We start from the raw sequence: 21,232 nt of genomic DNA, 5'->3' as shown, positions 1-21,232 counted from the left end.
TCATTCAATCCTCTTTCATCCTCTTGTTCTCACAATGATCCTTCTTCCCATTACTTCCCAGTATTCAACATCTTTTCCAGGTGCTATTTTCCCAGCAAGCTCTGGGTCCTCCGGCTTTGGAACCTCAAATGTATCATATGTCTCAAGATCCATTAGCTGGAAGGATTTTCCAAGGTCCGAAATTACCTGGGCAACCCTCTTTTCTATTATCGGCTGCTCAACCCTCTGATCAACAGGAGCAGTTATCGTCTTCTTGCTGCCGCTGAATAGACCTATTGCTACAACGTGAGCCTTTGCGCTTCCATGCTTTCCAGTCTTTGCCTTTGTTATCTCCACAACTCTGCAGGGCTCGCCATCTATTACTATATATGAACCCACCTTCACATCTCCGAGCGAGGTATAAACTATGCTCATGGCACAATACCTCTTTCCTGTTTTTCTTATAAAAGTAAATATTGTTTTTTATGTGCCGGAGATTCCAGTTTCCAGAGCCCTCTCAGCTTCAGCCCTCATTGGCTCAATTATTTCCTCTGTCTCTTGGCATGAGCTCAGATTCAGAGAAAGCGGAGTGATTGCAATGTTCTTCTCTACCAATACTACATAGGCATCTGTTCCCTGCTCGGGAGATGTGGGCTCTCCATATATCCAGAAGTACGGCCTTCCCTGGGGATCTATTCTTCTCTCCGTGTACTGAGCAAATCTAACTCTAGCAGGCTTAGCTATTTTTACCCTTGTCTTCTTTCCGACAACTGAGGGAAAGTTGACAGAAATCAGATCGAAGCCCTTTGGCATTCCTCTCTCAAGCACATAGGTAGCTATTGCTCTTGACACAGCCATTACACCCTTTCTGTAGCTTTTCCTCAATAGTTCCTCCGGTGATCTGACATCTGCGCTCAATGCGATGCTCGGTATTCCCAGGAGAGATGCCTGCATCGCTGCCCCAACTGTTCCAGATGAAAGAATAACCTGAAGGCTAGTGTTATCTCCCACATTTATCCCTGAGAGAACGAGGTCAGGTCTTCCATTTAGTATATGGACCGAAATGTGTATTATATCGCTAGGAGTTCCACTTACTGCTATAAGAGGTTTTTCTCCCCAGAGCTTAATTCTCATCACTCTGAGAGGCTTGTGCAGGGTGAGTCCTAGTCCAGTACTGCTCTTCGGCGTTTCTGGTGCAATTACGTTGACTTCTCCCAGGCCAGAAACCGAATCATGAAGTATCTTGAGCCCTGGGCTATAGATCCCATCATCATTTGTTATGACGATTCTCCTGCTCAAATCCACATCCTCCAATCATTCACTCCACTTTTATTAAACTCCTTGAATTAAAATTTTGCAGCCATGAGCTCCGTTTTCTCTAGAGCTATGGAGGTCAGGAGATTTAAGCTTCATGGCGAGAGAGGATGAAATTATAAAGGAAGGAGCTTTGATTTGGTAGGAGGGTCAATGAAAATTGCGAATCTGAATTGAAAAACTGGGAGGCCGATGTGCTTTGAGCACATTCTACATGTTTTCGGTTCGGCCTGAGTATGCAAGAGCAATATTCGATAGAAGAAAAAAGTTTGAGCTAAGGAGAGGAAGGGGAACAGGACTGGAAGAGGGAAGCGTGGCCATAGTATATGTGAGTGGGAGGGTAAAGGAGATCTGGGGGGAATTTACTATAGGAAAAATAAGGATCGGCACTCCAGAGGAAATTTGGAGATATGTAAGAAGGAGGAATCCAGAGGGCATATCTCCGGAGTCAAAGATGTTCATTCAGGGATCAAAAAGTGCTGTTGCCATTGAAATTAGGCATCCGAGGCTGTACAAGGTCTTCATCTCGCTGAGAGAAATAAGGATGATCTATCCAAACTGGATCCCTCCCATGGGCTATGCTAGGCTTGATCCAGGAGATAGCATTCTTAAAACGTTCATCATCCCAATGAGAAAGCTTTCCTTTGAAAGCTCACAATAGGCAGGGGGGCTCTCTCCCCTCTCAGCTCATCTAGGTATATAAGTGAGCAAGGCATGCTTCCCCCAACAACCACATGTCTAGTTGTCTTATATGGATATAGGTCACCTCTCAGGGCTCTTCTTATAACTTCATTCTTTGTTACAATTATCTCCTTCCTTCTTGAGAAGACGAGTATGTCGTTTGAGCGATAGTCCACAATATAGACAGGAGCCAGCTTTATTCCGAGCCTTCTAAGTGCTTCAACTCTGTGATGTCCATCGAGTATTATTCCAAACTCGCTGTCAACAAGAACCGGAACTTTGAAAGCTCCATCGCTAGCAATCATCTTCTGCACTAGATTGACTGTTTGCTCGCTTATCATCTCATGGGGGAGAAGATCCCCTATATTTGCCAGGGCTGTTCTCCTCAGAAGCTTTGATGCCATCACCTTAATGCCTCACCAACCAGCTTCTGCAGAACTTCAACATACTTGTAGATGGAGTCGGGAAATATTGTCACAAAAACTCCCCTCTCTCTTTCTGCTATTTTCTTATAAGCAATATAAACAGCTCCAGAGGAAAGCCCTATGGGCAATCCCTCTTTTCTGCCAACCTCTATTGCTCCCAGTGCAGCCTCTCGATCGCTGACATCCAAGATCTCATTTAGCTCTACCATTCCAATCCACTTTGGCCTGGATTCTATTCTCTTTATTCCAGGAATTTTTGATCCCTTAGCTGGCTGAACGCCAATTATCTTAATTCCACGCCACTCTCTCACTTCCTCCACTCTCCTCACCACACCCCAAAGCGTCCCTGTAGTCCCAAGACCAACAATGAGATGAGTTGGCTTCACCCCCTCCTCTAGCAATTGCTCCACAAGCTCTTTTCCGGTTTCCTCATAGTGAGTCTGAGGATTTAGATCGTTCTCAAACTGGTTTAGATTCACAGCACCATCTCTCTCGGCTTCCTCTTTCACCATTTCAATCATTTCAGGATTTATGCTATCAAAATCTGTTATTACTACCTCAGCTCCAAGCAATTTCAGCAGTGACTGAGTGGACGTTGGAGAGCCCTTGGGGAGGTATATTCTAACTGGAATGCCATATGCGTTTGAGAGAAGTGTCAAAGCTATAGCAAAGTTTCCAGAGCTTGCCTCATAGATCTTTTTTGGAAGAGAAGAGCTGATGGCTTCCTCGAGAATGCGCTTGGCGGGTCTATCCTTTATGCTCTGCGAAAACGGATTGAAGAACTCGAGCTTAGCGTAGAGAGCAGAATCATTAATCCTGTTCCTAAGCTTTACAATTGGAGTTGGATGAACTTTGTTGATGAGTTCAATGGGAGTTGGAATCAAGTGAATCCCCGCAAGCTTTATGAAAGAAAAAGCGAATAAAAGACCTAGTATATATCAGAATAGCAGAAATTTATGTTCTAACAGCCATGTACAGGAGCACCTGGGCTGAACCTTGGGCGAGCCCTGCGGACCGCTCATATCTATTCTCGGTCCTGCATGCTCCCAGGGGAAGCTAAGCGGCGTCGGGCTTTTAGTAACGGCAGGCTCACCCCTCGGGAACAAGTCCCTTGGGGCTTACACCCCCGTCCTATCAAGCCCATCTTCTATGGGGGCCCTCCTCCTGCACAGGTTGCCCCGTGCAGGAACGGCCGTCTCGTCTCGGGGCGGGCTTCCCGCTTAGATGCTTTCAGCGGTTATCCCTAACGGCGTGGCTGCCCGGCATTGCCCTGCCGGACAACCGGTAGACTAGAGGCCGCGATGCCCTGTTCCTCTCGTACTGGGGGCATCTTCCCCTCAGACGGCCGACGCCTCCCGTGGGTAGAGTCCAACCTGTCTCACGACGGTTTAAACCCAGCTCACGATCCCCTTTAATGGGCGGGCAGCCCCACCCTTAGAGGCTGCTGCACCTCTAGGATGGGAAGAGCCGACATCGAAGCAGCAAACCGCGGGGTCGATGGGAGCTCTCGCCCGCGACGACTCCGTTATCCCCGGGGTAACTTTTCTGTCATGCCCGGCCCCCACCAGTGGGGGCACGAGCGTTCGCTAGGCCTCGGTTTCCCGTCCGGACCCCTTGTTATCCAGGGTCCGGTCAGGCCGGCTTTTGCCCTTGCACTCTACAGCGGGTTTCTGACCCGCTTGAGCCGACCTTTGGGCGCGCGTGTTATCTTTTCGCGCGCGTGCCGCCCCAGCCGAACTGCCCACCAGGCGCTGTCCCCCAGCTTGCGCCAGGGTTAGTCCTACGGGCGCAGAAGGGTGGTGTTTCAGGATCGGCTCCCCCATCCCCGAAAGGATGGGTTCGACGCCTCCCACCTACGCTACGCTCCCACGCCCATAGGACAACGTCTGGCTGCAGTAAAGCTCCACGGGGTCTTCTCTCCCTACGGGAGGTTGCTGGACTGTGAACCAGCAGGTAGATTCACGGGGGCGCAGACCGGGACAGTGGGGACCTCGTTGATCCGTTCATGCGCGCCGGAACTTACCCGGCAAGGCATTTGGCTACCTTAAGAGAGTCAGAGTTACTCCCGGCCTTCAGCGGCGCTTCGCCCGGTTGTACCCGGGTTTCACGGACCGCCAGTGGCCAGGATTCACCCACCGTACACACCCTTACGGGCTAGCGGTGAGCTATGTTTTTATTAAACAGTCAGGTCCCCCTGGTCACTGCGACCTGTGGATCCGGGTTTCAGCCCAGAACCACAGGCACCCCTTATCCCGAAGTTACGGGGCCAATTTGCCGAGTTCCCTGGCCTGCGCTGCCCCCCAGACGCCTTGGGCTTCTCACCCTGGGGCACCTGTGTCGGTTCTCGGTACGGGCGTGGAGGATCGTTCTCGGTCCCCTTTTCATGGGCTCCAGGGATTGACCGAACCTGCACAAGGCAGGCCATTCCCCCCTTAGACCGGTTCTCACCATGACGGTACTCCCCGGTCCACGGCAGGTTAGCAGGGGTGGCAACCCCTGTCGGTCTACCCCGAAGCGTCGGAGACCGAGCCTTGCGTTGCCGCGAAGCCTACCTCCACGGCACAGGAATGTTAACCTGTTTCCCTTTCACAGGCACCGTGTTACGGGCCTGTTTAGGACCGGCTGACCCTCGGCCGACGACCGTTGCCGAGGAACCCTGGCCCTTTCTGGCGGAGGGGATTCTCACCCCTCTTCGCTGTTACTACCACCGGGATCCGCACTCGGAGCGGGTCCATTGGACCTCACGGCCCAACTTCTACCCCACCCCGACGCCCGCCTACCGGATCACCCCTGCATTGCAGGGGTGCCCCGAGGTATCGGCGGCCGGCTTAGCCCCGACCAATCTTCGGGGCCACCAGCCTCGGTGGGTGAGCTGTTACGCACTCCTTAGAGGATGGCTGCTGCTGGGCCCACCTCCCCACTGTCTTAGGCTGGTGACGCCCTTTCGATGGCACTTAGCCGGCACTTAGGGGCCTTAACCTCGGTCTGAGTTGTTCCCCTCTCGGCTCCCAGGCTTACCCCTGGGAAACCCCACTCCCACCTTCTTCGGCGGCCGCAGGTTCGGAGTTTGACTAGGAGCCGTAGCCTTTCGGCTACTGCACCCCTAATCAGTAACTCTACCCCACGGCCAACCTCCAGTGAGGCTGGGCTGAGACCCACTTCGGCGGGAACCAGCTATCACCGGGTTAGATTGGTCTTTTGCCCCTAGACGGGGGTCAGGGGAACGAATTGCACGTCAGAACCCTTTCGAGCCTCCACCGAGGTTTCCCTCGGCTTCGCTCTGCCCCCGCCTAGATCACCCGGTTTCGGGTCTCACGGCTGTGACTCCAGGCCCTTTGGGACCCCGTCCCTCACCGGCAGAGCCGGTTGCGGACCGTCGGTTTCCCTGAGCCTTCGGGGGTATACCCCTTAAGCTCGCCACAACCGTGAACTCCCCGGCCCGTGTTTCAAGACGGAAGATGCAACCCCGATCCCCCCTCCTCGTACTTGCGGGTCACCCCGCTTTCCTTTGGAGGAAGTCATCTCTTGAGGGCTGCATCCTGTGTAACCGCCTGGTTTCAGGCTCTTTTCACCCCCCTCCCGGGGTTCTTTTCAGCTTTCCCTCACGGTACTTGTTCGCTATCGGTCTCGGGACGTATTTAGGCTTGGAAGCTGATGCCTCCCGGCTTCCCTCGGTCAAACCAGACCGGGGTACTCTGGCCCATGGCAGAGGCCCCCAGGATTTTGCCTACGGGACTATCACCCTCTACGGTGAGGCTTTCCAGCCTACTTCGGCTATCCTAGGTCGGCCCCCTGAGCTCAAGGCTCAGCCATGGGCCCGCAACACCACATCCCCCCACACTTATCGCGCAGGGGTTTGGTTTGGCCTCTTCCCCTTTCGGTCGCCCCTACTCAGGGAATCCCTCTTGGTTTCTCCTCCTCCCCCTACTAAGATGTTTCCGTTCGGGGGGTTCCCGCTCCTTACGGAGCAGCGTGGACTATTAGTCCACGCTAGGAGGTCCCATTCGGGAATCCTGGGTTCTACGGCTGCATGCGCCTCCCCCAGGCATTTCGCCGCTTGCCGCGCCCTTCTTCGGCGCCCGAGCCGAGCCATCCACCAGACGGCTTAAGTGCCGCTCCTGGGACAGGGCCCGCCCAATTAGGCGTCCAGATGCTCCTGTACATGGCCGCATTGAGAGGATGATCTCTCCTCCCTCAGCCCTTCGCCCGAGACATTGTCTCGAGCTGCATGGAAATAGATAGGCCGCGCGAGAAGTGGCTCTGCAGTCCCACCAAGGTCATATCCCCCCAACCTCCTGTAGCCACCAGGAGGTGATCCAGCCGCAGGTTCCCCTACGGCTACCTTGTTACGACTTCTCCCCCCTCGCGGGGAAAGGGTTCGACCTCGCCCATTTAAGAGCAAGGCCTCACCCTTTCCCCACTCGGGTGGAGCGACGGGCGGTGTGTGCAAGGAGCAGGGACGTATTCACCGCGCGATGATGACGCGCGGTTACTAGGGATTCCTCGTTCACGAGGACGGGTTTCAGTCCTCGATCCCAACTGCGGCTGGGTTTGAGGGATTACCTTCCTCTTTCGAGGTCGGATCCCGCTGTCCCAGCCATTGTAGCCCGCGTGCAGCCCGGGGGTTTCGGGGCATGCTGACCTGCCGTGGCCCCCACCTTCCTCCGGCTTAGACGCCGGCAGTCCCCCTAATGTGCCCCACCCCCGAAGGGATGGGTAGCAATTAGGGGCAGGGGTCTCGCTCGTTGCTGGACTTAACCAGACACCTCACGGCACGAGCTGGCGACGGCCGTGCACCTCCTCTCAGCGCGTCGGGCAAGGTCATTAGCCTGGCCGTCATCCTGCTGTCGCCCCCGGTAAAGTTCCCGGCGTTGACTCCAATTAAGCCGCAGGCTCCACCCCTTGTGGTGCTCCCCCGCCAATTCCTTTAAGTTTCAGCCTTGCGGCCGTACTCCCCAGGCGGCGGACTTAACGGCTTCCCTGCGGCACTGGACGGACTCTAGGTCCGTCCAACACCTAGTCCGCATCGTTTACAGCTGGGACTACCCGGGTATCTAATCCGGTTTGCTCCCCCAGCTTTCGCCCCTCACCGTCGAGCGCGTTCCAGCCGGGCGCCTTCGCCACTGGTGGTCCTCCTAGGATTATAGGATTTCGCCCCTACCCTAGGAGTACCCCCGGCCTCTCCCGCCTCCTAGCCCAGCAGTATTCCTGCCAGCCACTGGGTTGAGCCCAGTGATTTAGGCAGGAACTTGCTGGGCCGGCTACGGGCGCTTTAGGCCCAATAACCGTCCCGACCACTCGTGGGGCTGGTATTACCGCGGCGGCTGACACCAGTCTTGCCCCCCACTTATTACCCCTGCCTTCCTGCAGCAGGGAAAAGCTCCCCATAAGGGGAGCACTCGGGGTGACCCCGTCACGGGTTACCGCATTGCGGAGGTTTCCCGCCTGGTGCGCCCCGTAGGGCCTGGGCCCTTGTCTCAGTGCCCATCTGGGGGCTCCCGCTCTCACGGCCCCTACCCGTTATAGGCTTGGCGGGCCATTACCCCGCCAACTACCTGATGGGACGCAGCCCCATCCTCGGGCGGACTAGAAGCGATAGCCCCTTCTAGTCCCTTTCGGTGGAGAACCGTTCCAGGACTCCCCACCTATCGGGAATCAGCTCCAGTTTCCCGGAGTTGTTCCCGTCCCGAGGGTAGGTTAGCCACGCGTTACTCAGCCGTTCGCCACACCCCACAGCGGTGGGATGTGCGACTCCCATGGCTTAGCGCCACCCCGATAGCGGTCGGGTCCGGCAGGATCAACCGGAGTTCGGCCGCAAGGTTGGGGGGATGAATCCCTTGGTGGAATTCTGCGCCACCCCCAACCTGATTTTGGGGATTCTCGCGCAGCCTATCTCGGACCCGAGTTTTCCCCGCACCTGCGGGGTCTCCTCGAGCCGTCATCTTGATTGCGATTACTCGAATTATTCTAATTGGCTTATAAGATTTTTGCTGTCCCCGGTACTCGCCCAGAGGCAGAAGTTTTCCCGCAGCCGGAGACAGCCCGCTCATTCTAGGAGCAAATCGCTCCATGTTGCGGCTGTGCCGCCGGGCTAAGGCCGCGGCGAGCCTCTGAGCTCCCGGAGAGTCCATTTAATATTATAGAAGTTGAAGGCTTTATATTGATTTCGACGGAATATTAGCTTAAATCATTATAAAAAATAAACAGCAGGGGAAGGTTGCTAAAAAACCAAGAATTTTTGTCATCAAAAAACTAGATGTCAATGTACTTTGGGGATTCATCAGTTGAAACTTCTCTCCAGCTTTTTAGACCATCTCTGATGTTCTTTGTTATCTTGAATAGAGCTTCATGGGTTTCTCCGTCGTAGAATTTCAATTCGCTGGGGGTGCTTAGCAGTGAGGAAATTCTCTTGTTAATTTCCTCTGGTTGTAAAGCAAGAGGATCTTTTTTATTGGAACCGTAGACAAATCCCCATGGACCGTTGTAGCTTCTGATGTATGTTAAATAAGGTCTTGCTATTGAGAAAGCAGAAGCTACAGTATTGAGGATCACAGCATACATTCTCTGATATAGAATGGGGCTTGTTGCCTGTGTGACCATCACTCCATCATCTTCAAGAATTTTTCCTATAAGATGATAGAACTCTCTTGTGTAGAGCTTAACTGCTGGTCCTCCGCTCAATGGATCAACCAGATCTATTATGACAGCATCGTACTTCTCTCCCCTCGCAGCAGCTTCCTCAACGAACTTTCTTCCATCTGCTATTATGATTCTCGTTCTTGGATCATCAAACGCTCCTCTGTGCCACTCCTTCAGAAAGTTTCTAGAGAACTCAACAACTTTCTCGTCTATATCAACCATGTGCACCTCGCGGACAGTTCTGTACCTCAGAACTTCCCTCAATGTAGCTCCCTCTCCTCCTCCCAGAATTAGGACTTTCTCGGGGAGGCCGTGAGTTATTAGAGGTGGATGGACAAGGCTCTCATGATATATGTGCTCATCGTACAGGCTTGACTGAACTTTTCCATCAATTATCAGAGTTTTTCCCAAGGAAACAAGCTCTACAACCATAACGCTTTGATAGGGAGTTTTTTCAAATGCATATACTCTTGAGGAAGCTCTGAGCGAGGCATCTCCATCAGCAATCCATTCTACGAACCAGTTCCAATAGTAGTTGAAGTTTCCAGTGCTCATGCCGTCATCCCTCCTGTGTGTTCATGGTCAAATGCAGTTAATTGTCTTTGCGGAAAAAGCAATTAATTTAAAAAGCTCTTGTGATTCTAGAATTATTGGAAGCGGCGGTCGTCTAGCCTGGATTAGGACGCCGGCCTGCCACGCCGGCAATCCCGGGTTCAAATCCCGGCCGCCGCATTCACTTTTGAGAAACCAATTCCAAGAAGAAAGACTCCCAAGATTGGAGAGAATATATATAGTTTCTAAATCGGAAAAAATGAAATAGAATTGAAGTTTTTGAAAAAAGCAAAAGTTTAAACAATAGAAGAGCTGTTTTATTTATCAATGAGGTGCTAAATTTGGTTTCAGAAAAGGTGCTGAGATTCCAAGGCAAAAATAAGGATCTGAATCAGTTAGCTCAGCAGATTGCTCAGAAATTAGAGAGCGATGGATACAAAACACAGGTGGCCACTGTTCCTGCAGGAATAGTGATCCAGGCAAAGAAGGAAGGCATCTTGCGTGATATTATAACAGCAGATAGAGCATTCACAATTCTAATAGCGGGGCAGCCAAATGACTTCACAATTCATATTGGAATAGGAAAGTGGATCCAAAATATTGCGGTAGCAGCTGCAGAAGCGATCCTTCTAACTTGGCTCTTCCTCGCTATAGATATACCTGAAATGCTTTGGACTCAACATATTGAGAACACGATCATCAAGGAAATAAGGGAAATTGTTGGATAAACAAAGAAATTGTTGTTTTTTAAAAAATGGCTCTTTACATATCGAAAGCCTCATCCTTTAGTGCGGGGAGGTCAAATCTGCTCATTCAGATGAAACGCACTGCTTTTTCTGCAGTACGACATTCTTTAACGTTCAATAGAAAAATCTGAAACGAAAATTCTCCTAGCGCTATTTCTCAATATAATCAAAGGTAACGATTGCAGGAGGCGGCTGCTGCTCTCCAGAATTTCCAGTTATTTTTACAATGCCTTTTCCAACAGTGAGGGAGCCAAGGCTTCTCTCTATGGCCTCTGAAAAAGCAGCATCCATTGTGGAGAGTCTTGCTACATCTTCCCCCTCGACTGCGAAGCTGACTTTCACAGCGCAGTTGGTCATAATTGACTGAAATAGTTCCCTCGAGATCTGTCCAGTGTGTTGGTGGGCCATCACTAAATGCAACCCGAACTTTCTAGCTTCCGATAGAATAGTATCAATAATCGGGAAATCAGCTATGAATTGGAATTCATCCACAACCAAGAACACGGGAGTTCTCTTCTCATCACTTCTCGCTCTCGCAAGAATTTGAAACCAGAGCTTCATAATTATAGCTGATGCAATGAGCTTAGCTAGGTGCTCTCCAAGGTCAGCCTTGGGAACAGAGAATAGAGCAAGAGACCCTGGCTGCATGAGCTCGCTGAAATCAACAGTTGTTCTGCTGGTTATTCTAAGGAGGAGCTTGTCATGTGCAAATGGCTCCAGCCTCGAGAGAGCTGAGATGAAGCTCTGGCTCTGCATCCTCTGAAGAACTCTGAGCTGCTTTTCCCATTTTTCATCGCTTGTGATCCTCTCTATTTTCCCCTCATGAAGATCCAATATCATATCATAGAGCTGCGCGAGAGTTGGCGAGTCATTTTTTTCATACAGAATTCTGAGGATCACCTGGAGCATGTATTTAACATTCACAGCGCTTTCAGTGAGTCTAAGCACATCCCTGAAGATCTCTAGAGCAACATCCACAGCTATTGAAACAGCGTGCTCTCTGCTATTCATATTCGGCAAATCAAGGGGGTTTATGCCAAACGGGCTGTTGATTGGATGGAAATATTTTGAATTTGCAGCTTCCTCGGCAAGCTCCTTAGCCATATCTCCGTGAGGATCCACGACAATCAGCGAGAGATCGCCCAGATCATTCATCCTGTGAACTAGGAGCTTCATGAAGCTGGTTTTTCCTGAGCCAGTTCGTCCAATTATGTATGTATGCCTGTAGAGATCCTCAACGCTCAATCTAAACTCCTTTCCATTCTCAAGCAGACCAATCCTGAACGCTCTCTTTCCAACTCTCTCTGCAGAGAGAAGGGGCAGAGGGGAACCTCTGGAAAAGTCTATTCTGTAAATGGAGGGATCCGGAAGGAAAATCATCTCTCTCAAATTTTCCTCGAGAACTGTTATCTTTCTAGTCTTCCCAATGAGAGTTTCGAAAAGGCTAATTGTGGGGGGCTTCAGAAGCTCCGATATTTCTTGACTTGTATTCACAATGTGTCGCATCCAGCTGAGCTTAGCGATAGAAAGGGAATCAATCAGCTTCTCTATTTTTCTAATATCTTCTCTTCCCCCAGCCAGCAGAACTAATTTCAAGAGTAGGACCCTATTCATAATATTTCGAAAGATTTCAGCCTGTGATCTGAGAAAGTAATCTCCGTTTTTCGATGCCCTCTTGATGAGTCCTGCTGAATGCTTCAAAAAAATCCTGCTGAGCTCCAAGCTCCTCGAGATAGATAAGCACACAGCAGATGGATAGTCAAGTGAATCCATAGTTCCCGGAAGATCTGAGATGCTGAAATTGCCAAGCCAAAAATCTTCCTCTCTCTTGAGCCTTGCCTCAGATGCATAGACTGATCTTCCTAGTGCTTCCAGGAAATTATCGTAGCTAAACTGCCTAGATTCAAAGTAGGTTCGCAGTGTGTTTGGCGACGTCGATGTATCCAGCAGTATGTGGAGCTTAGCGGAATCTTTCATTATGCAGAATGTGAAGCTTGGTCCTAAGATGTTGATGTTGAGCTTTGTCCCTTTTAGTCTGGGAAATATCTCGAGGAGCATCTTGATCACGCAGATAAAATATGAGAGAATCTTTTCTGGATGGGATAAACCATTGGCTTCTTGAAAAGCAAAATCCATCCCCTTCCATGAAAATTCAGGTAGATTATGCTCAGAGAGGGGCGAGAATGATATAGAGCATTGCGGAAATGGACGGGAGAAAAGTGCTCATGTTTTTACCTATGGAGAGCTTTCCCGCGATTAATCCCATGGCAATCGTGCTCACATACCCTGATAGCAATAGAGAGCTATTGGGGGCTGGAGAAATTCTGATAATCATTGCATTCATTATAGGGGAAGCTATGGAAGCTATCATGAGGAGTACTAGACTCATAGTAAATCGCATAGCACTTCTCCTGCTCTCACTGATAAATGAAACGAAAGTCTCGAATATTGAGGGATTGCAGTCTCCCAGGCCCCTGAAGAATTCCAGCATCTCAGCAATGAATTCTGCTATCCATGGCTTCACATCCCTTCTTTCCAATCTTTCGAGCTCAGCGGATCTGAATAAGTGAAGGCTCCTCCATACTCTCGCATGGTTCAACATTTCCTCTGCTATGAGATCGACCTTGCTAGTTATAATTGAGAGAAGAGGATAAAAGAAAGATGGGATGCCGAGAATGCATGAGATTGCAGCAGAGATCACAGCGAACTCTGAGAAGCTCTCTTCCGGAAAATAGATGAGGAGCACTGATGGCAAAATCAAAGCAATAAGTCCAATTATGAAGAGAGCCCTAAAGATTTTGCTTGCCTTCTGGGACAGTAGAACTAGCATGGAAAGAGGATAGTCTGGTATTGCAGCTAAAACAGCAGGCAAGCTAGCGGAAGTCAATCCCATTGTGAGCAGGGCCAAGGAGCCAGAGCTGTTTTCACTCTCACTGATGCTCATTGACTGGATAAATGCCATTCCAATGAGGATGCTGGGAAATAGGCCATAGAGAACTATTGCTATCATTGCAATTGTTGCTCTGAGCTGGATTGCCCTGTCAACCATTGTCTCTGAGCTCTTAAGTATATCGCCTGCCCTCTCTCTGAGAAACTGAACTGACGTTCCTATTAAAAGAGAAACGCTGTACTCCGATAGGAGGAACCTGCTCTTTCCTGAAATAATTTTGGAGATAAAGTTCAGGGCCTGATTCCTTCCAAATAATCTCGATAGAATTATGTATTTCTCGCCTATCATCCTTGCTCCTCTGAAAACGCTGCTCTTGGCAACATGCTCTAGAAGCTCTGATAGCTCGAGCCCAGTTCTGGAAAAAGAGGCAGAGGCAACTACCAGGAATGGAAGCTCCTGCTCAAGCCTTTCATTGAGCAGAGCTTTCCTCACAAAAGCAGCAGAAATCTCAAGTGCAGTCAATATTGGAAAGAGGAGAAGGGGGATAAGGAGAGGGAAGGCGCTTGCTCTAAAAGCAAGCTCAATTGATATCATGACAAGAGAAGTCGCTGTTAAAATGCAGAGGATTTTCAGCCTTCTCCTAGCTCCAGCATATTCCTCAACTCCCGGATACAGTGATATCAGATGCCTTCTGCAGGATTCCCTAAGCTTGTGCGAGATCCTCAACTTCATCTCCACCATGTGAAGCATCCATTGACCTCTTCAGAAGCTCCTTCCACCTCTCACTCCTACGAAGCATTTCCTCGGGGTCAATTTTCATTCCATCAACTTCCCTGGACCAAATCACTCTATGCTCAACCATTTTCTTCTCTACGCTGTAGCTTAGCTCCGACAGTGACTTTAGCTGCCTTCTCGGAGATTTTCCAAATCCAAGTACGAACAAATATTGGAACATTCCTATCTGGGGAGCCCTCAAGTTGATTGGAGGGCTCATGAGCCTGGAGATGACTTCGCTTGGGCTGGACCCATGGAAAGTTGTGAGCGCTCCCAATCCCACAAGCATTGCCTGGGAGAGGACTTGTGCCTCAGAGCCTCTCGTCTCACCAACAACTATGATCTTTGTTCCTGAAGCCCTGAGAGAGGCCTTGGCCAGATCGAAAAGATCTATTTTCACTGAACCTAGCTCAAACGTTGTGTACTTTGTCCAAGGAGACCCTGGAGGCGGATCTATTTCGCCTGTATCTTCAATTACGAGGACCTTCCATGTTCTCGGTACCAAGTAGTGAAGTATGCTTCTGAGAAGTGTAGTTTTTCCTGAACCAGGTGGTCCTGCTATTATTGCTGAAGCTCTGGCAGCAATTATTCCCCTTAGAAGCTCCACAGCAGCATCTGGGATTACCCCCCTCTCGGAGAGATTCTTAATGCTTGGAGGGCGCTGCAGTCTCTTTCTTATTACTATTTCAGGTCTGTTCTGAGATATAGATGGGAAGACTAGGTGAACCCTATGTCCTCCATCTGCAGCTGGAAGCTGTGCCTCCACAATGGGATTGCTCATGGAGACGTAGACATTGCATTTCGTTGCAATTATCTGCTGCAGCACTAGCACCTCCTCAACGCTCTGAAAAAATATATTGGTAGGAATGAAGTCCTGATCCTCATCCATTTTTTCAATGAGCGAGTGCCTTATCCATACTCTATCAGCCCCCTCAATGCTTATATCCTGGATGTGAGCATCGCCGAGCAGAGCCTGGATTTTCCCATATTCAAGAATGCTCCTGAGCACAAACAAGGCATCAGGGACCTTTTCTCTAGGAATTCCGAGCACGCTTGTTAGAACATCTCCTGCATCTGCCCCTTTTCTCATGAGGAGAATTATCTCCTCTAGCCTGGACTCTATGAGATTATGAAGATCGCCCAGCTCCTTCTTTGTACATATGCGGTACTCATAAACACCGTTGCTCCTCACTATTTGAACATCATATGCTCCTACTCTATACCTCAAAGGAAGATTTTCGTGCGGGGTGGAGCTTTCAGGGGGGAGGTGCTTATCCTCACTACAAAAAAGTGTCCCTACTTTCCTTTCTTTTTCAGAGAAAAATTTTCTTTCCAGGATGATCCCCATTATTTTTAGCCTCCCCATGAGGACCGAGAAGTTAGCTTCCAACCGCAGAAATCCACTGTGTCTGTCCAGTCGAATTGTCTTGAACATTCACGCTGATCTTCAGAATGCTATTCTGCATGTTGTTCAGGAACACGGTTAAGAGTCCATCGGATTTTCCTGCTACTGCTGTTGGAAGGGCAGGCGAAGTTGAAATACCTGCTGAATTTCCAGTGAGCACAGTTCCATTGGAGAGAAGTATCTGAAATCCTATGATGCTTATTTGGTTCGGAAGGAGATTCTTCACATTAATTACAATAACCATGCTACTTGGATTGACTGAAGTGCTGGTGAAGGTTGCCTCTGCCATGTCTATGTTGCCCATCCTCCCTAGCTGGGTGGAGAGCCATCCTCTAAGAGCAAAGACTGCTACCATCGCTATGAGGACCACGGATATCATTACTATGAGCTCCGAGCTCATCCCCCTCATTTTTCTTGCTCTGCAGATTTTTCTCAAGTATATCCCTCCAAGAGAGTAAAAGGGGCTTAAAAAAGGGCAAAAAAATCTCTGTATATTTATCCTATGAGCCCTGAGATAATAGCGCTGTAGAATGCCAGAATCAGGGCTCCAAGAATGGCTCCAAGAATCAGCCTCTTTCCTCTTTCCATGTAGCCAAGGACTAGGCTAATTCCCCCTGCAATTAAAGCAGCAGCAACTGATACCCACCCTATCCAGGCTAACCATGAAAGCAGCTTCATGATTGCCTCGCTTATTCCAGGAGGAGGCTCCGGAGATACTGTAAATACCTGGGACTCTAACTTTAAGAAGAAGCTCAGAATGTAGAAGTGCAAATGCATTTTTCATCCCCAGAAGATGAAGGAGAGCTTTAAAAGCTAGAAAAAATCCTTCAAGGATTAGATGGAGCAAGATAATTGTAGAATGTTCCATACGCCAGCCTCTGTCCGTTAAAGAGCACAGTTATGCTCAAAGAATATCGAGAATCTCCATCTAGAGGTATTGCTATCCCATACACCTCTCCTATCGGAGAGGAAATAATCGAGAAGGGAACGTTCCAAAAGCTCTCAGAAGATCCGTCCTCCAAATTTATTTTAATGTAGTTAGCAGTGAGATTGCTGTTAATTCTCTCAGCATATAAGTAGACTGTCGTTGCTATTGATGTGCCATTCATTGGCATCGGAGTCTGAATGTAGTATATCGACGGAGGTGCTGTAGGGATGTAGGGTGGAGGACTAGGCTGAGGTCCATTAATAGCGCTTCCTCCCGCATTTGTGAACGAAATTGAGAGCGAGATCTTTCCCAGGACCTGGGCGCTGCAGCTTCCAGGAAAAGTTATGCTAGATTGTGCTTGATAGTAACTGTTTGAGCTTCCAGGAGTCCTGTTTAGATCCCAGGATTTCGCATTTATTACAGTGCTGAATCCAGTCATGCTGACATTCACCGGAGGTTCCAAGAAGCTTATATATCCAGCCCCATAGTAGTCTGTAAGCAGTGCGGTAGCAACATTGATTGTAGCAATCGCGGCAGAAAGAGTTGATTGGTCTATCAGCTCAATGCTTATGCTGTGGGGAGATGATGTTCTGGAATTGAAGCTCCCATCATAATAGATGTAAGATCCCCCCTCTATCAAGCTCACAAATCCAGCATATATGTAGCTCGGAGTAGCCATGTTCCCTGGAGGGGATAAATAGGAGCTTGAGCTGGAGGATTGAGATCCGTAGCTGAGGGAAAGCAAGCTTCCATCTAGAATCGAAGTAGCGTAAATGTAGAAGCTCCCAGAGAATAGAACGGGAACTATTGAAACGACATAGACCTCAGGACCGCTTGGAAGCGAGAATATCTTCACGTCTGAGCTCGAGTACTTCTGCGATGAGAAATCAAATAAAAATAGCTTGAGCGACCTGCCCTGCGTGGTATTCACAGTGCTCTTATTGATAAGCGTTCCATTAGCATAGGCAGAGAAGCTGATCTTTCCTCCAGCCCTATCTTCCACAGTCACGTTCACAATGCTGCAGTTCCATTTCTCAGTTATGGAGACATCTCCTGAATAGAATATGAGAATGGGGGACCAAATTGGAGTAAAGGAGCTGAGGGACATAGAGAGCGAGGCAAAAACATTTCCCATTGAATAATCTTTTACATATGTACCGCTCACAGTCGCTTGATATGAGGAATATATTGCCGAGCTATTTCCAACATAGTAAATACTGAAGCTCCCTGCCCTCTGCAGGACCCCAGATCTCAGAAATTGAATTTGATTTACCGATGCATTCATTGAGCCCAGATCATTCGGAGTGAAAACGAAGAAGTTCCCGTAGCGAGTTATTATTCCTAGAGAAGCATTTCCTGATGAAAGTATGAGAGCTGCTACTTCCTGTGGCAATGGAAGGAGAGTCCAGTCTCCAGGTTGCAGAGGGATTCTGCTCTCATTGGAATAGTAAACAGTATTGCTCCAGAAAACTACTAGCATAACTGCCTCAGTTTCAATAGTGCTCTTTGCCAGCAATGTGCTTCCATTTACCCCAAATACTATCCTCTCTGCTCTTCTCAAGCTTAATATTGACTGGATGCTGCTCTCAGTTCTGATTATGCTCTCTGCATGCCTCGTTCCGTAGGCTAAAATGGAGATGAAGGATGTAAGCATCAGGGCTAAAAGAATGACGCCAATTCCCTCCGCAATTCCCCTATGGTTCAATCTTCACACCTTGAATCTGAAATGTGGAGTTCCAGCTGTGGACGTTTCCGCGGACAGTTATCACGAGAAGCTTCCATACACCTTTGAGAGATTTCGATTCTATTTCGCTCAGCTGAATGCAGGAGCCTACTTGGACCTCGATCGGGTTGGAATCATGCCTGTATAGCTCCGTCGTATTTGGACTGAAGAAAATGAGCGCCACTATTTGAGTCCTCAAATTGCTCTTTATGCACGGATGACTCTCGCTTAAGCTTAAGTACAGAGTCTCCACGCTCCTGAGCGACATATCGCTGACCATTTCTGCTCTCTCCGCAGTTTCTCCAGCGATTCTCTCATTCACTGTGCTCAGAAAAATGGTGAAAAGGAGAGAGACAATCGCTATTAGCACTATGGCCATGGCTTCTGCAAGGGCCCTGGTTCTCACTAGTTGACCACCTCTATTCTGCCTGTTTCCCCAGCAGCATCCATATAGAAAATTGGGATTCCACTGACAACCAGCGTTACCAGAGATTTTGGCTTTATTGAAGAGACATTCTCATACTCAATTGCAGTGCCATTGCTATATGCTATTGTCATTTTCTCAATGATTCTATCACCGTAATTGTATATGATAACTTCATAGTTTCTATCTCCATTCCTGAGAGCTAGGACTGTGGCCATAGATATTGAGCTCTGAGTTTTTTCCCGAAGAGCGTTTGTAGAAAATTCCAGTTTGCTGTAGATTGCTGTGAACATACCAAGAATAATCAATGTCATGGCGATTGCTACCAAAATCGAGGAAATGCTCCTTTTTGCCATTTGCCCTCTCCAAAATAAAAGAATCGCTTATAAAGCTCTGCAAAAACTCCAGCTTCTTTTAAAGAAGAGCATCTGCATTGGGGCTGCTCCCTTGGAATCCAAGTTCCAAGATAAGGAAATATGTGTGACTGGATTGAAGGAGGGAAAAGTGAGAAAAAGGAGAGTTGTAGAAATAGTGGAGAGAATGAGGGTGGAAGGAAAAGAGAAAAAAGTAGGCTATGAAGACATATTTCCAGTGGAAGATATATACTTATATCCTGGGTGGATAGAGCGCAGCAATGGAAAATTCAAATATACTTTCTTGAAGAACATCAGTGGCAGGGAGGTACTTCTCTATCCAAACTACGAGATTGAGGAAATTGCTCCAAGCCATATAGTTGTGAGCAGGAAGGATGAAGAGCTTTTCAGAATAGAATATCCTCCAAACATAGAGGGTTCTGAACTAAGTGTGGATACGTATGGAATCCATACTTAGTCCTTGAGCTTCATCCCTCTTGTCCTCCTCAGGGTTCATTGGAGGGCTCATCGGGGTTAGCTCCTTTCGGGGTGAACCCATGAATCCCCACATCCTAAGGAACTTTTTCCAAATGTTTATTGATGCATTCCTCTGCCTATCGATTACAAGTCCGCATTTTGGGCACTTGAAGACTGCTCCCCTTAGGTCTTTGTTGTAGTACCCGCATTTGGAGCAGGTCTTCGAGGTGCCCTTCGCCTTCACATATATGGTAGCATAACCATTCCACGCAGATTTGTATTCCACATACTTTTGCAGTTTGATGTAGTCGTGCTTGCTGTTCTGCCTGTTCATGCTCCTATTCTTCGTCCTAGCCACCCTCTCCTTGAAGTTCTTCAGGTCTTCAAAGATATTTGTCCTGCCTGAGAGCTGCCTGGCCAGCTTGTGCAGCGCGTCGTCAATCCTGTTCCTCTCCCTCGAGCGGTACTTCTCCAGGAGCTTCTTCCTCATTTTTCCATGTAGCTTCTGGATAATCCTTCTCTTCAGCTCATAGGTTCTATGAATTGTGTAGATTTCCTTCAGGCTTATCGAGTAATGCTTTTCACCATCAAAGCCATCTAAGGTTAAGAGGTTCGTGTCCCATGATATTGGGTCTTTAATCTTTAGCTCCACCTCTCTTTTAACAGTAACTATGAGCCTGTCCTGTTTAAGTATGAGTTCGCCGAGCTCCAATCCCCTTATCCTATCCAAACACCACGCCTTCCTCAAATCTACGGTCACGCTTTCTTCATAGGGTTTAATCGAAATCCTGAGCACACCATCCCTGTAGCTGTAGAGGGTTTCCTTGACCCTCACGAACTTCCTCTTCAACTCAGGTCTTCTTCTTCCAGCCCGCCCGCGGAGGTACCTCTTCCTCCAGGACTCGAGCACGGAATAAGCCTGTTTAATCGCGGAGTCCACGTAATGCTTGGAATAAACCCAACCCTTAAGGTACTTGTCCCTAAGCTCCTTCCTGAAGGTCTTGTCCTTCCTAGGAAACGGTATAAGCCTCTTACCCCTCCTCTCCCATGCAATGTTCTTCCATAGATCCTCCAAGATAGCGTTGAGGACACGCATGTAATCCTCTATAAGCCCGTTTACCTCAAGGTTATGCGGTATTGAGTATGCCTTAACCAACAAGCTTCTTGACACCTTCGCCAACCTCCTTATATTTGTGTGACCTCATACCGTAGAGCTTTCCAGCGAAGTGGGAAACTATGGTGATTAAGTCTTCCACAAGCTCTTCTTGAGGTGTCTTCCCTTCATGATTTATTACTTCTATTTCTGTTCCGAAAGCTGAGAACATTTTCCTTAAGGTTTCAAAACCAAACCTCGTGAGCCTATCTTCGTAAGCGACTATAACTTTAGAGATTTTCCTTTCCGAAACCATATCTAAGAGTTTCAGGAAGTTTTTTCTTTTTTCGTTAAGTCCAGAACCAACATCCGTTAAAACTTGAATTTCACCATAACCTTTCTCCTTAGCGTAGCTTGAAATAAGTTGTTTCTGTCTTTCTAAATCATCCTTTTGTGCTGAAGATGAAGCCCTTGCATACCCTACGACAATTCTTTCCTCTCTTAAACCAAGGATGCGTTTTATTTCACTTTCAGGGATCCTCCTTCATCCCCCACAGTTCTAACACACCTAATCTTGCCCTGCCTATCCCATTGCTGAATAGTCCAGGTGGTGACTCCAAGAAGCTTCTTCGCCTCCTTGATTGTATAGAGCTTTTCGGACATCAATATTCTTCTATACCCACCAATATTCAAACATATCTATTTTGAAACTGCTGAAAAAGGCAATCCTTCATGGATTCGATTCAGGAAAATTGTGTACAATTCAAAAGTGAATAGGCATCATCTATTCCATATCAGCTATACCTTCAGCCAAAAGCACAGCTCTGCT

The 21,232-nt window shown here is 48.5% G+C and carries 17 protein-coding genes, 1 tRNA gene, 2 rRNA genes and 1 pseudogene; 4 read left to right on the top strand and 17 right to left on the bottom strand.

From position 1 onward, the window contains the following. Positions 1–15: 15 nt before the first annotated feature. Both QXR92_03265 and surE read right to left on the bottom strand, forming a co-directional pair. Positions 16–414, bottom strand: a complete 399-nt coding sequence (locus tag QXR92_03265; GenBank protein ID MEM0319023.1) for a translation initiation factor IF-5A — start codon at positions 412–414, stop codon at positions 16–18. 48 nt (positions 415–462) lie between these two features. Beyond that, a complete protein-coding gene (surE, locus tag QXR92_03260) occupies positions 463–1,284 on the bottom strand; it encodes a 5'/3'-nucleotidase SurE (GenBank protein MEM0319022.1) in 822 nt (273 codons plus the stop codon). A gap of 208 nt (positions 1,285–1,492) precedes the next feature. Here surE and QXR92_03255 point away from each other — a divergent pair, with 208 nt between their 5' ends. Next, positions 1,493–1,954, top strand: coding sequence for a hypothetical protein (locus tag QXR92_03255; protein MEM0319021.1), 462 nt, complete (start codon positions 1,493–1,495; stop codon positions 1,952–1,954). Here the strand turns inward: QXR92_03255 and QXR92_03250 are convergent. The 5 genes from QXR92_03250 to speE all read right to left on the bottom strand — a co-directional run bounded on the left by QXR92_03250 (position 1,914) and on the right by speE (position 9,593). Beyond that, entirely contained in the window at positions 1,914–2,378 is a 465-nt protein-coding gene (locus QXR92_03250) for a ParB N-terminal domain-containing protein (GenBank protein MEM0319020.1), read from the bottom strand. The two genes, QXR92_03255 and QXR92_03250, sit on opposite strands and share 41 nt — an antisense overlap. After that, a complete protein-coding gene (locus QXR92_03245) occupies positions 2,378–3,283 on the bottom strand; it encodes a cysteine synthase family protein (GenBank protein ID MEM0319019.1) in 906 nt (301 codons plus the stop codon). The genes QXR92_03250 and QXR92_03245 overlap by 1 nt, the downstream gene beginning before the upstream one ends. Positions 3,284–3,453: 170 nt before the next feature. Next, a 23S ribosomal RNA gene (locus tag QXR92_03240) occupies positions 3,454–6,521 on the bottom strand. A gap of 184 nt (positions 6,522–6,705) precedes the next feature. After that, positions 6,706–8,207, bottom strand: a 16S ribosomal RNA gene (locus QXR92_03235). Together the 16S and 23S rRNA genes form the textbook arrangement of a ribosomal RNA operon. A 444-nt stretch (positions 8,208–8,651) precedes the next feature. After that, on the bottom strand, positions 8,652–9,593 hold the full coding sequence (gene speE / locus QXR92_03230; GenBank protein ID MEM0319018.1) for a polyamine aminopropyltransferase: 942 nt from the start codon (positions 9,591–9,593) through the stop codon (positions 8,652–8,654). A 101-nt stretch (positions 9,594–9,694) separates the two neighbouring features. On the opposite strand from speE, the gene QXR92_03225 reads away from it, so the two are divergent. After that, positions 9,695–9,770: transfer RNA gene (locus QXR92_03225), tRNA-Gly, on the top strand. Positions 9,771–9,931: 161 nt separating this feature from the next. Next, the gene (locus QXR92_03220) at positions 9,932–10,318 is read left to right on the top strand and encodes a hypothetical protein (protein MEM0319017.1); all 387 of its coding nucleotides are present in this window, start codon (positions 9,932–9,934) and stop codon (positions 10,316–10,318) included. Positions 10,319–10,486: 168 nt separating this feature from the next. On the opposite strand, the gene QXR92_03215 is transcribed toward QXR92_03220, so the two are convergent. The 8 genes from QXR92_03215 to QXR92_03180 form a co-directional block, all read right to left on the bottom strand. After that, positions 10,487–12,472: an ATP-binding protein gene (locus tag QXR92_03215; GenBank protein MEM0319016.1), complete on the bottom strand. Its 1,986-nt coding sequence runs from the start codon at positions 12,470–12,472 to the stop codon at positions 10,487–10,489. Between the two features lie 31 nt (positions 12,473–12,503). Continuing rightward, entirely contained in the window at positions 12,504–13,967 is a 1,464-nt protein-coding gene (locus tag QXR92_03210) for a hypothetical protein (protein ID MEM0319015.1), read from the bottom strand. Continuing rightward, positions 13,930–15,228 (bottom strand): type II/IV secretion system ATPase subunit, encoded by a 1,299-nt coding sequence (locus QXR92_03205; GenBank protein ID MEM0319014.1) that lies wholly within the window; start codon positions 15,226–15,228, stop codon positions 13,930–13,932. Before QXR92_03205 ends, QXR92_03210 begins: the two co-directional genes overlap by 38 nt. A 151-nt stretch (positions 15,229–15,379) precedes the next feature. After that, positions 15,380–15,841 (bottom strand): hypothetical protein, encoded by a 462-nt coding sequence (locus QXR92_03200; GenBank protein MEM0319013.1) that lies wholly within the window; start codon positions 15,839–15,841, stop codon positions 15,380–15,382. Positions 15,842–15,900: 59 nt separating this feature from the next. Then, positions 15,901–16,182 carry a hypothetical protein gene (locus QXR92_03195; protein ID MEM0319012.1) on the bottom strand — a complete coding sequence of 94 codons (282 nt, stop codon included), beginning with the start codon at positions 16,180–16,182 and terminating at the stop codon, positions 15,901–15,903. 50 nt (positions 16,183–16,232) lie between these two features. After that, a complete protein-coding gene (locus QXR92_03190) occupies positions 16,233–18,038 on the bottom strand; it encodes a hypothetical protein (protein MEM0319011.1) in 1,806 nt (601 codons plus the stop codon). Next, positions 18,028–18,462 (bottom strand): hypothetical protein, encoded by a 435-nt coding sequence (locus tag QXR92_03185; protein ID MEM0319010.1) that lies wholly within the window; start codon positions 18,460–18,462, stop codon positions 18,028–18,030. Before QXR92_03185 ends, QXR92_03190 begins: the two co-directional genes overlap by 11 nt. Next, entirely contained in the window at positions 18,462–18,836 is a 375-nt protein-coding gene (locus QXR92_03180) for a hypothetical protein (GenBank protein MEM0319009.1), read from the bottom strand. Before QXR92_03180 ends, QXR92_03185 begins: the two co-directional genes overlap by 1 nt. 91 nt (positions 18,837–18,927) lie before the next feature. Between QXR92_03180 and QXR92_03175 the strand changes: the two genes are divergently transcribed. After that, positions 18,928–19,311: a hypothetical protein gene (locus QXR92_03175; GenBank protein MEM0319008.1), complete on the top strand. Its 384-nt coding sequence runs from the start codon at positions 18,928–18,930 to the stop codon at positions 19,309–19,311. On the opposite strand, the gene QXR92_03170 is transcribed toward QXR92_03175, so the two are convergent. After that, a complete protein-coding gene (locus tag QXR92_03170; GenBank protein MEM0319007.1) occupies positions 19,279–20,469 on the bottom strand; it encodes a zinc ribbon domain-containing protein in 1,191 nt (396 codons plus the stop codon). The two genes, QXR92_03175 and QXR92_03170, sit on opposite strands and share 33 nt — an antisense overlap. After that, positions 20,459–21,066: pseudogene (locus tag QXR92_03165) on the bottom strand (IS607 family transposase). Before QXR92_03165 ends, QXR92_03170 begins: the two are co-directional and overlap by 11 nt. Positions 21,067–21,232: the final 166 nt, after the last annotated feature.

The organism is Fervidicoccaceae archaeon, assembly GCA_038734945.1.
In the GTDB taxonomy this organism is placed as follows: Archaea; Thermoproteota; Thermoprotei_A; order Sulfolobales; family Fervidicoccaceae; genus ARK-14.
This window is presented reverse-complemented; position numbering and strand designations above follow the sequence as displayed.

Excerpts from the sequence above, each read along its gene's own strand:
- QXR92_03215 (MEM0319016.1), bottom strand. The coding sequence starts at position 12,472 with ATGGATTTTGCTTTTCAAGAAGCCAATGGTTTATCCCATCCAGAAAAG.
- QXR92_03250 (MEM0319020.1), bottom strand. The coding sequence starts at position 2,378 with ATGGCATCAAAGCTTCTGAGGAGAACAGCCCTGGCAAATATAGGGGAT.
- QXR92_03210 (MEM0319015.1), bottom strand. The coding sequence starts at position 13,967 with ATGGTGGAGATGAAGTTGAGGATCTCGCACAAGCTTAGGGAATCCTGC.
- QXR92_03195 (MEM0319012.1), bottom strand. The coding sequence starts at position 16,182 with ATGCATTTGCACTTCTACATTCTGAGCTTCTTCTTAAAGTTAGAGTCC.
- QXR92_03265 (MEM0319023.1), bottom strand. The coding sequence starts at position 414 with ATGAGCATAGTTTATACCTCGCTCGGAGATGTGAAGGTGGGTTCATAT.
- QXR92_03180 (MEM0319009.1), bottom strand. The coding sequence starts at position 18,836 with ATGGCAAAAAGGAGCATTTCCTCGATTTTGGTAGCAATCGCCATGACA.
- speE (MEM0319018.1), bottom strand. The coding sequence starts at position 9,593 with ATGAGCACTGGAAACTTCAACTACTATTGGAACTGGTTCGTAGAATGG.